Source organism: Helicobacter sp. 23-1046, from assembly GCF_053654635.1.
The window spans coordinates 183,063-199,636 of record NZ_JBSIUS010000002.1 but is presented as its reverse complement, the minus strand read 5'-3'; the positions used below and the strand labels follow the sequence as shown (position 1 = coordinate 199,636).

Below are 16,574 nucleotides of genomic sequence, written 5' to 3'. Positions count from 1 at the left end.
TTTGTTATATTATTGTTGTTCTGCTTGATTTGGTTTGGAATCTTGTGCTTGATTCTCCTGTATTTGGTTTGTTTCATCACTTATGCTTTCATCAATGCTCTCATCTACGCTATTTCTCATATCAACAACCCAAATATAATCCATATCACTCATATTCGCATAAGGCAATACATCAGCGCGTAAAAATCCGCTATCCTCATAAATATTTATCACCTTTCCCACAGGCACATTGGGCAAAAAAATCTCATCAAGTCCATTTGTATAAACCTCATCGCCGATTTTAATGTCTCTCCACCGCTGGATATAATGCACGCTTATGTGCTCGCCATCATCACTTTTGCCCTCTAAAATCCCCAAAGCTCTATCCTCACCAATAAACACACCATAACTGCAATTTTTTTCTCCGTTTAATAGTCCCATTAAACGCCCATTTTCAAACTTCCCAATCCCAATCGCGGTGTTATTGTGGATTAGCCCTACGATTCTCTCCTCATCGCCCACAAAACTTTGTTGTGTAGCCAAATCAAGTATTAGCCACACACGCTCATATTCACCCAAACGCACAAAAGCACTCACAAAAGCACGATGAAATATTGGATTGTTGGTTAAATGTTGTGTATCAAAAAGAGTGTTTAATCGCTTATTTTCGTTTGTCAAGGCGTGGTTTTGCAACGCAAGATTCTCATAATCTGCAACCTTTTGGCGCAATGCAACGATTTGCTCAGCTTGGTCAAAATACTTGCTTTTCCAATCTTTGAATCCTTGAATCTTTTGGACAAAGAACATACGCACCGCATCACCCGCACCCAAAACCTTGCTCTCAATTCCCCTATCAAGTTCTATCGCCACAAGCAGTGTAGCAAGCAATATCACAACAAAAATTAAAGCCTTATAGCGCATTAAAGATTCTTATCTTACTCGATAGCGAGTTCTTCTAAAAGTCGTGGGTCTTCCATAGCCCTGCCTGTGCCTTTTGCCACACACAGTAGTGGCTCTTCTGCGACATACACAGGAAGTTTAACAATATCAGAAAGATATTTATCAAGTCCGCGTATAAGTGCCCCGCCACCTGTAAGCACGATTCCATTTTCTACAATATCTCCTGATAAATCTGGCGGAGTCTCCTCAAGCACGGATTTTAGCGCATTAGCAATCTCTTTGAGTTGCTCTTTCATCGCCTCTCTGCAATCCTCGCTAGTCAAAGGAATAGTGTTAAGCAATCCGCTCACATTATCACGACCATTAACTTGGTAGGTGAGTGGATTCTCAAGCGGTGAAGCCGAACCAATTTCTAGCTTAATCTCTTCTGCTGTGCGCTCGCCAATAAGGAGATTATATTTTTTACGCACATAATCTTGGATAGCCATATCAAACTTATCTCCCGCGACTTTGATACTTTTGCTCACCACAAGACCACTATAACTCACCACGCCAATTTCTGTCGTCCCACCGCCAATATCAATGACGAGATTCCCTTTTGCTTCATCAGTCTGTAATCCAGCACCAATAGCCGCCGCCATTGGCTCTTCAATCAAATACACCTCTCTAGCTCCAGCCCCAAGCGCAGATTCTCTTACTGCCTTTTTCTCCACACCTGTGAGGCCATAAGGCACACATACCATAACTCTTGGGCGCACGAGAGACTTTCGCTTATGTGCCTTTTCAATAAAAAATCGAATCATCTTTTCTGTCATCTCAAAATCCGCAATCACGCCGTCTTTCATTGGGCGCACAGCTTTAATCCTATCTGGCGTTTTGCCTGCGACTTCTTTTGCCTCATGCCCCACAGCGAGGATTCTGTCTGTGCCTCTTTTATCTGTTTGCACAGCGACTACGGAGGGTTCATTGATTACAATGCCCTCACCTTTCACAATAACCACCGTATTTGCCGTGCCCAAGTCAATGGCAATATCCTTTGAAAGTGCTCCTACAAACTTATCAAACATTCTAAACTCCTTGTATTAGATTTATCACCACTTAGCTACGAGCTACGCGCCTTTTTACCAATGGTTGTCTTTGCCGTAGCTGTCTTTATGATAAGTGGTTTTTTGTTTCCTTGTATGCAATCTTTAGTAATGCTTACCTCGCAGTTTCTTAATTCTGGTAATTCATACATTAAATCATTGATGTGCTCCTCAATAATTGAGCGCAACCCACGCGCACCAATTTTACGCGCGATGGCTAATTCTGCGACCTCTTCAATCGCCCCCAAGTCAAAATGCAACTTCACTCCGTCCATTGCAAAAAGTTTTTGATACTGCTTTATAAGAGCGTTTTTGGGCTTGGTTAGAATCTCTATCATCGCTTCTTTATCAATAGGACTTAGCGTAGTGATAATATGCAATCGTCCAATGAGCTCAGGGATAAGCCCATAACCCACTAAATCATCTGGCTCGACTAAATGGAGTAGCTCGCTCTCATCGCTTTTACCACGCTTTTTACCATTGAATCCAAGCACATTGCCACCCACTCTGCGTTTGATAATTTCACCCAAACCATCAAACGCTCCGCCACAAATAAAGAGAATATGGCTCGTGTCAATTTGGATAAATTCTTGATTTGGGTGCTTTCTCCCGCCTTTTGGTGGGATATTAACCAAACTTCCCTCAATAATTTTTAGCAATGCTTGCTGCACGCCCTCACCACTCACATCACGCGTGATAGAGCGGTTTTCACTAAGGCGTGAAATCTTATCAATCTCATCGATAAACACGATACCGCGCTCGGCTAACTTCACATCACCATCGGCAGCTTGATACAAACGCGTTAAAATATTTTCCACATCTTCGCCCACATAACCAGCTTCTGTGAGGCTTGTCGCATCACAAATTGCGATTGGCACATTTAAAAATCGCGCCAAAGTTTGCGCCATAAGTGTTTTCCCACTCCCTGTGGGACCAATAAGCAAGATATTAGACTTCGCAATCTCAACTTCTTCTAATCCGCGAGCTAGCTCATTTTCCTGTGGATTCCTTATTTGCTCCACATCTTGGTGGCTAATGCGCTTGTAGTGATTATACACCGCCACGCTAAAAACCTTTTTTGCATCATTTTGTCCGATGACATACTCATCAAGTTTTGCCTTAAGCTCTTTTGGCGTTGGCAAATCAAATGGCGATTGTGCCTTACCCTCGCTCTCAATGCTTTCCAACGGAGCTCGATTGAGCGCAATTTCCACAGCACGCACACAATTCTCACAAATATACACATTTTTAGAAACTCCTACATTGCCCGTAATGATACGATTACTTGGTGTTTCTGGCTTGCCACAAAAATTACAATATCTCTCCATTACTCATTTCCTTCACTATGATTATTGCCACCCCTAAATGGAATCCCGCGAGTCGCACCCAAAATAAATTCGCAAATATATCGCATTGTTTGTGTGATTTCTTTAGAATCTAGCTCTTTTTTTACAAGCTCTTTTAACGGCGCGGTGCGAGAATACAACCGCTTATAAAGCGCGGAAATCTCATCAATTTCTTTGGAGTTAAAAATCTTGCGCATTCGGTGTTTGTTTAACCCACGAATGTAGGCGTGCGAGCCGTGCGCCATAGAATATGGTGGCAAATCTTGCACCAAGATAGACCCGCCTGCGAGCATACAACCATCACCAATTTGGACAAACTGATGTGCGGCTGTAAGTCCACCCATATTTACATAATTCCCCACCTTAACATGCCCGCCTAAAGTCGCCACATTAGCAAATATACACTCATCACCCACTTGACAATCGTGCGCGATATGCGCATACGCCATAAAAAGATTCTTATTTCCTACGCGTGTAACTCCACTGCCACCAATCGTGCCTGTATTCATCGTAACGCATTCACGGATAATGTTATCATCACCAATGACAAGCTCTGTGGGCTCATTAGCATATTTTAAGTCTTGAGGATGTGTGCCAATGCAGGCATTTGAGTAAATTTTATTGTTGTTGCCAATCTTTGTATGTCCGCTAATGGTAACATTATTAGCGATTTGGCAATTATCTCCAATTTTGACATTTTTGCCAATAACACAAAAATGCCCAATTTTGACATTTTTGCCAATCTTTGCTCCAGATTCTATAATGGCATTTGGGGAAATAAGTGCTTCTTGCATACTAACTCTTTGAATCGGTGGAATCTGCAATCATCGCTTTAAGCTCGCATTCAGAAACGACATTATCATCGACAAACGCTTGTGCGCTCAAGCTCCAAATGCTCCCTCTGTGCTTAAGCACGCTGAGTTTATATACGAGTTTATCGCCCGGCACTACGGGGATTCTAAACTTTACATTATCAATCGTCATAAAATATACAATTTTGGTTTTTGCTTCCTCGACATTATCACCAAACATACTACAAAACGCGAGTAATCCCCCAGCCTGCGCCATTCCCTCAATCTGCATAACGCCCGGATAAATCGGCTGTCGTGGAAAGTGCCCTAAAAAGACCTCTTCGTTAATTGTTACATTTTTATATGCTTCGATACTTTCGTTTGGGATAAGGCTCACCACCCTATCAACCAATAGCATAGGATAGCGATGTGGGAGGATTTCTCTAATCTTATTTACATCCATCATTGTGTATTTGCCTTTTGTTTTAAAGTTGCAGACTTAAATAAAAAAGGTATTTTAGCAAAAAAATCCTAAAAATACGCACTAAAAAAATGCCTTGTCTTGTAACTTTTATTACAAATACAAAATCTGCATAAAATCAGAGAGAATTTAGGCAGATTCTATGGAATCTTGGGTATTTAACACTACATTTGTGCCAAATCTCACTTATTCTTCCATATAATTTTTGAGTTTGCGCCCGACTTTTGGGTGTTTTAACTTTTTAATCGCACTCGATTCTATTTGTCGCACGCGCTCTCGCGTTACACCAAGCTCATTGCCAATCTCTTCAAGCGTGCGGTCGCTCTCATCTGGGAGCAACCCAAAGCGCATTCTAATAACTCTCACTTCCCTATCATTGAGTTGCTCTAACACATCATCAATTTGGGCTTTTAAATCCTCTTTTAAAATGAAATCCATTGGACCAACGGCGTTTTTATCCTCGACAAAATCTCCAAACTTCCCGTCATCATCATTGCCCACAGGAGCTTCTAAGCTAATTGGCTCTTTGGTAATTTTAATCACATTTTTCACTTTATCCACAGGCAAGCCCACTTCTTTAGCGATGAACTCTACATCTGGCTCTTTGCCTGTCTCTTGTATAGACTTACGCATAATCTTGTGGATTCTGTTAATCGTCTCAATCATATGGATTGGGATTCTTATCGTGCGTGCTTGGTCAGCGATTGCACGCGAAATAGCTTGGCGAATCCACCAAGTCGCATAAGTAGAAAACTTAAAGCCCTTTTTGTATTCAAACTTATCTACCGCTTTCATTAGCCCGATATTTCCCTCTTGGATTAAGTCCAAAAACGGCAACCCACGATTGGTGTAGCGTTTGGCAATGCTTACTACAAGGCGCAAATTTGATTTTGCCATTTTTGCCTTTGCCTTATCTGAAATGTTTTTCCCACGCTTAATTTGCTCTAAAATTTCTTTGAGTTTCTCTGGCTCTAGGTTAAACCCGCCCTCACTTGCCTCTTTTGTTTTAAAGAGCTTTTGAATCTCTACATACGCACTCACCATCGTGGCTTCTGGCACACTAGCGACAATGTCTTCGCGACTCATTGAAGTAATTTTAGAGAGAATCTCTTGGTGATTTTGCTTAAGCGTATCATTAAAAAGTGGGAGTTTATACTCAAGTCTTTTGAGCTCTTTTTCAAACCCATCGCCACTTTTTAGTGTATTTTCCATCGCTTTGACAAGCTCGTTAATAAGTTTGCTCGTAGGACCTAAATCGAGCAATTTGTCCTTTAAAATCTGCTTTTTGTGTGCGAGCAAGAGAATCTGTGCCAAATCCTCATCACTCTTAGCTTTATTTTTTTTCTCTTTTTCATTGATTGTGTTTTCTGTGTTAAGGACTTTAAGCCAATCGCGCTTGGCTTTATCAAGTGCTTTAAAACTCTCTAACACTTTTTCTACGCGCTTTTTATCCTTACGCTTGGCGACTTTTGAGACTTTTTTATCCTCGAGTGTTTGCTTTGGGCTTTCAGATTCTAAATCGCTCTCCTCGACATCTAGCTCCAATGATTCAGAATCTTCACCCTCCTCCTCATCATCAAAACTTTTAAAAAGCTCCTTTACGCGTCTCTCTCTATTGATAAGCGCGTCTTTGTAATCATAGATAAAATCAATAAGATAAGGCACGGAGCAAATCGCATCTAAAATAGTGCTCTCTCCAATTTCTATTTTTTTAGACAAATCCACCTCTTCTTCTTTGGTAAGAAGTGGCACTTGCCCCATTTCACGCAGATACATTCGCACGGGACTATCACTCCTGCTCCACTCTAAGAGCTCTTTATCTTTAGTGAAGTCAAACTCGCTCTCTAATTCCTCATCTAAGATTCTCTTGCGCTCTTTTTGGGATTGGACTTTTTCTTTGTTGTTGAGCTTAATTGCTGCTTCTGAAGAGCTTAAAAGTTCTTTTTTATATTTTTTTGCCATTTCGCGGATTTTTCGCGCTTGCGCACTTGATGGTGCTTTGTTAAAAATTTGTGCAATTTTTTCGTAGGTTACATAACTACTTTCTTCCTCTTTAAAGAATTTTTCCAAAGAGCCCATTACTTCTTTGGCTTTTTTCTTATCAGTGCTTTTTTCATCTTCTCCATCAATGATAATCATCTCTTCCATATCAGCATCGGTCATCTCATCAAAGACATCGTTTTGTTCATTTTGCACTGCCATACGACACTCCTTAAAAGTTCTGCTTATTTTTTTGCATTTGTTACACCCTTTAAAATCGGCTAACTATCGACTAATGCTAAAAAAATTTAATACCAAAAACCATATTTTGGTAAATAAAACGCAAAATTTATAGAATTTTAAGGAATTTTTGTATCTAAATTCTGCAATTTTTCGCTCAAAGATTCTCTAACCTTTTGCTACAATGCCCTAAATTAAGGCTTTAAAAAAGCATTCTTAATGAATATCTTGCCAACACGCCTAAACACTCTTTAATTTTGCTACAATTCCAAGTTAAATTCAACTTAAGGCTAAATGTATGGATTATAAAGATACGCTTATTTTACCCAACACAGATTTCCCAATGCGTGGTAACCTCACTGCTAGCGAACCACCCGTATATGCCAAATGGCAAGAAAAAAAAATATATGAAAAAATGCTAAAGGCAAATGAAAGCAGCAAAGATGCTTTTAATTTACACGATGGACCTCCATACGCCAACGGACACTTGCATATCGGGCACGCGCTCAATAAGATTCTTAAAGACATTGTAGTGAAATACCACTACTTCAAAGGTGAGAAAATCGCCTATACACCGGGCTGGGATTGCCACGGATTACCCATTGAACAAAAGGTAGAGGAAAAACTTGGTAAGGCAAAAAAAGATACTTTGCCAAAATCAACCATTCGCCAAATGTGTAGAGATTGGGCGCAAAATTTCCTCACTATTCAAAGTGAGGAGTTTCAAGCATTAGGAGTGCTTGGCAACTTTAAAAATCCTTATAAAACGATGGATTATGCCTTTGAGGCACAAATTTATCGCTCCCTTTGCCAAATCGCCAAAGAGGGCTTGCTCGTGCAACGATTAAAACCGATTTATTGGAGCTGGGCGTGTGAAACTGCGCTTGCAGACGCAGAAGTAGAATACCAAGATAAAGTTTCAGATTCTATCTTTGTGAAGTTTGCCCTAAGCGATGAGGCAAAACAATCTCTTAAGCTAGAATCTAGTGCAAATGAAGTTGGTGTAGTGATTTGGACGACCACACCTTGGACACTGCCCGCTAATGTGGGGATTGCAATCAATCCAAATGAGGTCTATGTCCTTGCGCAAAATGGGTGCATTGTGGCAAAATCACTCTTTGAAAAACTTAAAGAAACTCTTGGCTTGCAAACAATAACGCGTGAATTTAACGCGAAAGAATTAGAGAATCTAAAGGCGATAAATCCGCTTAATGGGCGAGATTCTGTGTTGATTTTAGCAGAATATGTCTCGCTTAATGATGGGAGTGGAGCGGTGCATACTGCGCCCGGGCACGGCGAAGATGATTACTACATTGGCTTGGAGTATGGATTAGAGGTTATTATGCCTGTTGATGATAAGGGGAATTTCTCGCCTTTGGTGGAGAGTCTGAATCTCCTGCCAAATGCAAAAGAATTTGTCGGTCAGCATATTTTTGATGTCCAACCACGCATTTTAGAGCTTTTAGGGGAGAATCTATTGCATTCAAGTAAAATTACGCACTCCTATCCACATTGCTGGCGTTCTCATAAACCTGTGATTTATCGTGCCACGACACAATGGTTTATTTTGCTCGATGAGCCATTCTTTGAGGGGAAAACTTTGCGCCAAATTGCCCTAAGTGAAATTGAAAAAACGACATTTTATCCACAAATTGGACGCAATAGAATCTATGGAATGGTGCAAAATCGCCCTGATTGGTGTATCTCTCGTCAAAGAGATTGGGGTGTGCCAATCGCATTTTTCATAGATAGCACAAATGGCGAGGCAATTTTAGATTCCGAAGTGTTAGAGCATATCGCACAAATATTTGAAAAACAAGGCTGTGATGCGTGGTGGGAGCGCGAAGTAGAAGAGTTACTCCCGCAAAACTGGAAACACAGAGCAAAAGATTTGCAAAAAGGCAAACATATCTTAGATGTGTGGTTTGATAGCGGAAGCACTTGGAGTGCTGTGCTACAAAATCCCAAATACAATGCAGGCGCATATCCTGCGAGTATGTATTTGGAGGGGAGCGACCAACATAGAGGCTGGTTTCAAAGTTCATTGCTTGTGTCGTGCGCAATCAACAAAAAAGCCCCGTATAAAAGCGTGCTTACGCACGGATTCACAATGGATGCAAATGGGCGTAAAATGAGCAAATCATTAGGCAATGTGGTGCTTCCACAAGAAGTCATCAAGCAATATGGAAGCGAGATTCTAAGACTTTGGGTGGCATTAAGTGATTATCAAAATGACCAACGCATTTCTAATGAGATTTTAAAGCAAATTAGCGAGCAGTATAAAAAGGTGCGTAATACCATTCGATTCCTCCTTGCAAACACGCAGGGTTTGGAGAATCTCGCCCCGCTAAGCTCACAGATTGATAGCTACATTGTCGCGCTCGCACAAAAGGAACTAAACACTGCAAACACACTCTTTGGTGAGTATGAGTTCGCTAAGGGCTTTAGTGTGATAATGAACTTCTTAAGCACGCATTTAAGTGGTGTGTATATGGATTTGTGTAAGGATAGCTTGTATTGTGATGGGATTGGCGATTCTCGTAGGCTCTCTATTCAAAGTGCTATGGCACTTATCTTACGCAAATTACTTTTCACTATCGCTCCTGTGCTGACATACACTGCGTATGAGGCATTTTCGCACGCAAGTGAATTGGTAAAAAACGGCGGGGAAGACATTTTTGACATACGCGATAGCGACTTAGATTCTCTTAGTAATCTCGCATATACAGCGGATTTTACTCGTTTAATGCACATTAGAGAGAAGTTTGGCGAATGCGTAGATGGGCTTAAAAAAGAAAAACTTATCAAATCCTCGCTAGAACTCTGCGTAATAAGCCCAAATAAGCAAGAGTTTAGCGAGTTGGAGCGATGGCTTATCGTAAGTGAATGCAAGAGTGCGCAAGATGGTGAGGAAATTTTGGGTGAATTTGGCATTGAAAACGCACAATCAAAAACCACCGAGACATTTTATATCGCCCGCGCCAAAAAGCATAAGTGCCCGCGCTGTTGGCAATTTATCGCGCCCAGCGAGGATTGCCTATGCGCGCGCTGTAAGCAAGTAGTCGGGTGAGAATCTAGCACAATAGGAAAATGGTATGGAAAATGTATTTGATTTAAGCAAGCCTTTTGGATATTTTGAAGCGTTTAGCACCATTGGTGTTGTGTTAGGATTGTCATTAGTGATATTTTTACTCCTGCGATACTTCCGCCCTAATTCGTAATAAAATATTTGCAATCATCAACTCTTTTAAACTTACTTTCTAAAATTACAATGATGAAAAATAATACATAATATTTATCGTGTTGGATTAAATCTTTATGGGATTTTTGTGTGGGGAAGTTAGAGTAAAAACGCAAAGATTCTCTTATAGAATCTTTGCATCGTAGTTTGTGATTACACAATTCCTTGGTCAATCATCGCACCAGCCACTTTTCTAAAGCCAGCAATGTTTGCGCCAAGCACGAGATTCGTAGGCTCACCAAATTCCTTAGCCACTTCACTTGAAGCACGGAATATGCTCTCCATTATCTCGTGCAATCTTGCATCAACCACATCAAAACTCCACGGATTCATACTTGCATTTTGCGCCATTTCTAATCCGCTCACTGCCACGCCACCAGCATTTGCAGCTTTACCCGGACCATAAGCGATTTTTGCGTTGAGGAATTGATGCACCGCTTCGATAGTTGAAGGCATATTCGCTCCTTCACTCACGCATTTGCACCCATTTTTTAAGAGTATCTTAGCGTCCTCTTCGCTTACTTCATTTTGTGTCGCTGATGGGAATGCTGCAAAGCAAGGCACACTCCAAACGCCATTTGTGCCCTTTTTATAATCGCTTGCTTTTGTGTATTTGGCACTTGATTTTTGTGCTGCATAAGATTCTAAAGATTCTCTACGAACCTCCTTAATCTCTTTTAGCAACGCCACATCAATGCCATTCTCGTCATAAATCATTCCTTTAGAATCACTTACCGTTACGGCTTTTGCGCCTAATTGATGGAGTTTCTCAACCGTGTAGATTGCCACATTGCCCGCACCTGAGACAGTGCAAGTCTTGCCCTGCAAGCTCTCACCTCGCTCTTTTAGCATTTCCTCAGCAAAATACACACATCCATAGCCTGTGGCTTCTGTGCGCACTAAACTTCCGCCCCAAGCAAGAGCCTTGCCTGTGAGCACACCATCAAAACGATTGGTAAGACGCTTATATTGACCAAAAAGATAGCCAATCTCACGCCCTCCAACACCTATATCACCCGCTGGCACATCGGTAGTCGCACCAATATGACGGAAAAGCTCATTCATAAAACTTTGGCAAAATCGCATTACTTCGCCATCACTTTTGCCGTGTGGGTCGAAGTCGCTTCCACCCTTACCACCGCCCATAGCAAGCGTGGTAAGAGAGTTTTTAAGCACTTGCTCAAAGCCCAAAAACTTGATTACGCCCTCATTTACACTTGGGTGAAAGCGTAATCCTCCCTTATATGGTCCAATCGCTGAACTAAACTCAATACGATAGCCCCGATTAACCTGCACTTTACCATTATCATCAACCCAAGGCACACGAAAGTGAATCTCGCGCTCTGGGAGCACCATTCGCTCTAAAATCGCGTTTTTTTGGTATTTTGGATTTTTATCCACTTCTAAACGAAGAGAATCAAAAACCTCTTCTACGGCTTGATGAAAAAGCACCTGAGACGGAAAATTAGCCTTTAAGTTGGCTAGAACTTGCTGTGTATAAGACATTGCACGCTCCTTAATATTTTTTTACGAGGCGATTCTAACGAAATTAAACTTAAAAATTTTTTAAACATAATGAGAATCTTGCAATTTATGCAAAAATTCTACAAATAATTTCCCTAATTTACTATATTAAAAAATTATTTGTCTCAATATAGCACGACTGCAAAAACTACTTAAAAAGATAGAAAATAAAAAAGAAGGAACTTAATGTATGGGGAGCGAGCTTAAAAAACTCGCTTGAGAAGATTTTCTGCCTTAAGGATTGAGATAAGTCTATCCTCTCGCTTGCCAATACCTTGAATGAGATTCTCTCCCTCACCAATGGTTTCTGGCACAGGGTCAATATCGCTTTGATTTATCCACATAGCCTCATTGAGTTTATCAATGACAAAACCCGCCATTTCATCGTGATTATGCACGACTAAATATCGTGTGTCTTTATCTTGCTTAATCGCATTAAGTCCAAACTTCATTCGTAAGTTAATAAGCGGATAGACACTTCCGCGTAGATTAAACACACCCAACACATAATTAGGTGTGCCCGGCACGCGTGTATATTCGATAGGTCGCTCGATTCCTTTTATATTAAGGATTGGCACAGCAAATTCTTCATTGCCAATAGTGAAGCTAATGACTTGCAACGCCTCCTCAATCTCGGTGTTTTTGTTATCAATTCCCTTTTGCTGGTCTTGCATTACTTTTTTTACTTGGTCGCTCATTTTTACTCTCCTGTCGTTTCAAGGTGAATGTTGCGTTTTACCACATTGGTTAAATACTCGGGTGTATAGGGCTTAGTGATATACTCTGTCATACCAGATTCTACCCCGCGCATTCTATCCGTCTTACTATTTCTACTTGTAACCGCAATCAGTGGCAGATTCTTAAATTTATTGTATTTTCGCACTTCGCTAGCGAAAGTATAACCATCCATCTTTGGCATCTCTATATCCACGAGCACAGCATCAAGTGGCTTATCGCTATTTTTGACAATTTCTAAACCGTCTAGCCCATTTGCCGCTTCTAGCACCGTTACGCCAAGCTTTTTAAGGCATTTTTTCATAATCGCTCTATCCGTGTTGCTATCATCAATAGCAAGCACGATATAATCCGCTGGAGAATTTTTGGTTTTTTGTGTTTCAGCCTCGTCCATTAGCTTGTTGATGCTTACTTTTACACTTTTTGCCATTTCCATCATACCTGCGACATCGACAATAAGTGTAATCTTACCATCACCTCGCACAGTCGCTCCAGCTATACCCTCTGTGCCTTTTAGGTAATAGCCAAGTGATTTAATAACCACCTCTTCTTGTCCCACAAGATAATCCACAATCACGCCTATCTTTTGGTCTGCAAGCCCGATGATGACTACATATACTTCATTCATCGCCTCTAAAACAGAATCTACCTTAAAAATATCCGCCAATCGCACGAGAGAAAGCACCTCATCGCGCAATCTTAGCACGCTCTTCCCATCAATAGCATAAATCTCCTCTTGGCTAATGCGCACCGTCTCAATAACCGATGAAAGCGGAATGGCATAATATTCCTCTTGCACACCCACAAGCAATGCTTGAATAATAGCAAGTGTAAGTGGGATTTTAAGTTTAAAGACCGTGCCCACACCCTTTTCGGAATCTATCTCAATGATTCCATTGAGTTTCTCGACATTCGTTTTCACCACATCCATTCCCACACCACGCCCAGAGACATTTGAGACGACTTTGGCGGTAGAAAAGCCCGGCTTAAAGATGATACCAAAGGCTTCTTTATCGCTCATTGTATCAGCCTCTCGCTCGCTAATTAAGCCTTTCTCAACTGCCTTTTGCTTAAGCATATCCGCATCTAAGCCCTTACCATCATCAACTACTTCAATAACGATATGATTTCCCTCGTTATATGCTTTCAAATCCACGCGTCCTGTTTCGGGTTTGCCAGCGATTTTTCTATCCTCTGGTGATTCCACACCGTGGTCGCAAGAGTTACGGATAATGTGAATAAGTGGGTCGCCAATTTCCTCAATAATAGATTTATCAAGCTCTGTTTCTTCACCTGTGATTACTAAGTCAATGCTTTTTTTCAAATCGCGTGATAAATCCCGCACCATTCTAGGGAATTTGTTAAATACCTTTCCAACAGGTTGCATACGCGTTTTCATCACCGCTAGCTGAATGTCGGTAGTAACGCTTGAAACGCTTGAAACAACTTGGTTAAGATCCTCTAAGAATCGCTCGCCATCATATCGCTCCTCGACATCACCATAAATCTTAATAAGGCGGTTTTTGCCGAGCACAAGCTCACCAATGAGATTCATCAAATGGTCTAATCTACGGACATCTACACGCACAGTTTGCTCGACATTAGTCGCTGGAGCATTTCCGTCTTTTTTCTCTGCTGGTTTAGGAGCAGGTTTGGCCGCTGGCTTGGGAGCGGCGGCTGGAGCTGGTTGCGCTGGGGCGGCTTGAGCCTTTGGAGCTTCAGTAGCTGGTGCGCTTGGAGCTTGCACTTCTACTGCTACACCTTGTTTTTTAAGTTCCTCACGACGCGCCTTATCCGCCTCTTGTCGTTTTTTAAGTAATCGTTCAATCTCAGCATCAACTTGCTCGCCACTCATTGATGACACATCAATCTCTGGCTCATTTGCTAAAGGATTGGAGGAATCTGGGGCTGGAGTGGTGGCTGGAGCTGGTTGCGCTGGGGCGGCGGCTGGAGCTTCTGGGGCAGATTCCGCTGGAGCTGCGCCACCTGTGGAGATAGCTTGCAATCTTTTTACAATATCAGTGATGTCAATGCCACTATTAGAATCTGTGCCGTTATCCCTAATGGCGTTGAGTAGAGATTTCATCAAGTCAATCGAAGCAAGCACCACATCCATTACATCAGGAGTGATTTTTAACTCACCTCTACGCGCTTTATTGAGCACATCTTCCATATTGTGTGTAAGGCTTGTGAGAATGTCTAGGTTCAAAAATGAGCTAGAGCCTTTCACGGTGTGTGCCACACGGAAGATTCTATTAAGCAATTCCAAATCTTCTGGGTTGCTCTCTAGTTCGACTAAGTCTTGGTCGAGTTGCTCAACCATTTCAAAGGCTTCAACAAGGAAGTCCTCCATTATCTCTTGCATATCATCCATAAAAAACCTCCGCTTTAAATTTAAGTTTTAATCAACCCCAAAATTTAGTGTTTTTGGGATTGTAGCAAATTTTAGAGCTATTTAGATAAAATTTTAGAGATTTCATCATAAAATGACCCCGCATCAAATTTCACTAAATACGCATCAGCACCAACCTTTTTCCCCTTCTCCGCGCTAATTCTATCACAAATCGAAGAGTTAAAGACTACGGGAATGCTTGAAAACCGCCTATCTTGCTTCACTATTTCAGCAAAATGAAAGCCATCCATCTTTGGCATTTCCACATCTGAAACGATGATTTTAAGATGTTTGTTAAGCTCGTTGCCATACTTGGCATACAAACTCTCTAACTTTTGCAAGCCATCTTCGCCATTCACCGCCTCTACAAGCTCAAAGCCCGCATTGCCAAGAGAAGTGCGCAAAAGTTTGCGCGCAATAACACTATCATCTAAAATGAGAGCCATTCCGTCAAATTTGGGAATCTCGCGCGTAGAACCATCATCTTTAGACAGAGATTTCATCGGGTCGTAGAAATCCAAATCATCAATGATTCCCTCTAAATCGAGAATTAGCAGTGTTACACCATCTTCTATGCGGGTAGTGCCCGTGATTTTAGAGCGACTATTATCACCGCTCATACCAAACTCCGCGCCATCAATATCTTTCCAACTAATACGGCGGATTCTCTTTGCCTCGTGAATCACAAAGCCAATTTTAATGTTATTAAAAATCGCGATAATGACTTTTCTATCTCTATCCCTTGAGGTATCAGATTGCACTCTAATCCATTTGGTCAAATCCACCAACGGCACAATCTCTCCACGCAAATCAAAAGTCCCAATCACATAATCAGGTGCGGCAGGCAAATCAAAAATATGGTCTGGATAGACCACAACGCCCTCAACCTTAGCGACATTTATCCCATACACACCCTCATAAACTCTGTTATCTTCGCGTAGCTCATAGATTCTAAAATCTAATAGCTCCATTTCATTGGTGCTTAGACTAGGAATGCCTGATTTTTCGCCTAGCATATTTTGATTTCTCCCAAATATTATAATCTCTTTGACTTTAGTCCAAAACAATCGGCAATTTTATCAAATCTTTATATCATTGATTGTATCTATGAGGGTATTAAGGCATAAAGTTTCGCTATTTTCACAAAAAGCTGGCAAACACACATACAAAACTCCATCTTTGAGTTTGTGTGTGTTTAAATGAAAATGCCCCTCGATAATGATTTGTGGCATTTTTTTTTCTCTATGAGTAAAATATCGCGCATACAAATGCAATCTTCTCTCACAAAATGCCTCTGATTCCCCAGCAAATGGGCGCATTTTTTTACGCACGATTTTTTGCTCCAATGCCTCATATAACTTGCCAAAGCACGCTTTATTAAGCACTTTAATGACACTGCGACCAAAAGAAGAATTTAAGATTCCAATATACACTTTGTAGCGCAAATTTAAAAACAAATCGCCGTGTGCTAAACTTACGCACTTCTCATTCAATGTCGCCAAAAGTGGCTGGCTTTTGCGTGGGATAAAACGCACGCGAGGGAGCAATGATTGTAATGATTGCAAGGCAAAGTCGTGATTACCCTCAAACCAAAAAACCTCGCTTCTTTGACTTACAATCTCTATAACCGCGAGCAATTTTTGGTTTGATTGCACGCTTGTGTGAATGTTGCCAACGAGCACTTGCGCAATATCACCCATTAAAAACACTTGCGAGCAACGCAAAGATTCTAAAAAACTTGGCAAATCTTTTGGCGTATAATCGCTAGAATCTGTGGCGTTTGTGCGAAGATTCTCACTAATAAGCGTGCAATCAAACCAATGAGAATCCGCGACAAACACCGCATCAGGGTTGATGACAATTTCTGTGTATTTTGACAT

Annotated in this window: 13 protein-coding genes; 2 read left to right on the top strand and 11 right to left on the bottom strand. The window is 41.2% G+C overall.

What is annotated here, in order from left to right; genetic code table 11:
- Window positions 1–9: 9 nt before the first annotated feature.
- The 6 genes from mreC to rpoD all read right to left on the bottom strand — a co-directional run bounded on the left by mreC (window position 10) and on the right by rpoD (window position 6,784).
- Entirely contained in the window at window positions 10–900 is an 891-nt protein-coding gene (mreC, locus tag ACWIUJ_RS07340) for a rod shape-determining protein MreC (RefSeq protein ID WP_454169979.1), read from the bottom strand.
- 14 nt (window positions 901–914) lie between these two features.
- Complete coding sequence (locus ACWIUJ_RS07335; protein ID WP_454169977.1) at window positions 915–1,946, bottom strand: rod shape-determining protein; 1,032 nt, start codon at window positions 1,944–1,946, stop codon at window positions 915–917.
- Between the two features lie 35 nt (window positions 1,947–1,981).
- On the bottom strand, window positions 1,982–3,292 hold the full coding sequence (gene clpX, locus ACWIUJ_RS07330) for an ATP-dependent protease ATP-binding subunit ClpX (RefSeq protein ID WP_454150604.1): 1,311 nt from the start codon (window positions 3,290–3,292) through the stop codon (window positions 1,982–1,984).
- Entirely contained in the window at window positions 3,292–4,104 is an 813-nt protein-coding gene (gene lpxA / locus ACWIUJ_RS07325) for an acyl-ACP--UDP-N-acetylglucosamine O-acyltransferase (RefSeq protein ID WP_454169975.1), read from the bottom strand. The genes clpX and lpxA overlap by 1 nt, the downstream gene beginning before the upstream one ends.
- A 1-nt stretch (window position 4,105) precedes the next feature.
- Window positions 4,106–4,567 carry a 3-hydroxyacyl-ACP dehydratase FabZ gene (gene fabZ, locus ACWIUJ_RS07320; protein ID WP_454150600.1) on the bottom strand — a complete coding sequence of 154 codons (462 nt, stop codon included), beginning with the start codon at window positions 4,565–4,567 and terminating at the stop codon, window positions 4,106–4,108.
- A gap of 201 nt (window positions 4,568–4,768) precedes the next feature.
- A complete protein-coding gene (gene rpoD, locus ACWIUJ_RS07315) occupies window positions 4,769–6,784 on the bottom strand; it encodes an RNA polymerase sigma factor RpoD (RefSeq protein WP_454150598.1) in 2,016 nt (671 codons plus the stop codon).
- Between the two features lie 316 nt (window positions 6,785–7,100).
- On the opposite strand from rpoD, the gene ileS reads away from it, so the two are divergent.
- On the top strand, window positions 7,101–9,872 hold the full coding sequence (ileS, locus tag ACWIUJ_RS07310) for an isoleucine--tRNA ligase (protein ID WP_454169973.1): 2,772 nt from the start codon (window positions 7,101–7,103) through the stop codon (window positions 9,870–9,872).
- A gap of 25 nt (window positions 9,873–9,897) precedes the next feature.
- Window positions 9,898–10,023 (top strand): hypothetical protein, encoded by a 126-nt coding sequence (locus tag ACWIUJ_RS07305; RefSeq protein WP_454150594.1) that lies wholly within the window; start codon window positions 9,898–9,900, stop codon window positions 10,021–10,023.
- Between the two features lie 173 nt (window positions 10,024–10,196).
- Here the strand turns inward: ACWIUJ_RS07305 and gdhA are convergent, their stop codons facing one another.
- From gdhA to ACWIUJ_RS07280, 5 genes are all read right to left on the bottom strand, one after another.
- Window positions 10,197–11,549, bottom strand: a complete 1,353-nt coding sequence (gdhA, locus tag ACWIUJ_RS07300; RefSeq protein ID WP_454150592.1) for an NADP-specific glutamate dehydrogenase — start codon at window positions 11,547–11,549, stop codon at window positions 10,197–10,199.
- A 221-nt stretch (window positions 11,550–11,770) separates the two neighbouring features.
- A complete protein-coding gene (locus ACWIUJ_RS07295) occupies window positions 11,771–12,265 on the bottom strand; it encodes a chemotaxis protein CheW (RefSeq protein ID WP_454150590.1) in 495 nt (164 codons plus the stop codon).
- Between the two features lie 2 nt (window positions 12,266–12,267).
- Entirely contained in the window at window positions 12,268–14,676 is a 2,409-nt protein-coding gene (locus ACWIUJ_RS07290; RefSeq protein WP_454169971.1) for a chemotaxis protein CheW, read from the bottom strand.
- A 77-nt stretch (window positions 14,677–14,753) separates the two neighbouring features.
- On the bottom strand, window positions 14,754–15,710 hold the full coding sequence (locus ACWIUJ_RS07285) for a chemotaxis protein CheW (protein ID WP_454150586.1): 957 nt from the start codon (window positions 15,708–15,710) through the stop codon (window positions 14,754–14,756).
- Between the two features lie 63 nt (window positions 15,711–15,773).
- The gene (locus ACWIUJ_RS07280) at window positions 15,774–16,574 is read right to left on the bottom strand and encodes a metallophosphoesterase (RefSeq protein ID WP_454169968.1); all 801 of its coding nucleotides are present in this window, start codon (window positions 16,572–16,574) and stop codon (window positions 15,774–15,776) included.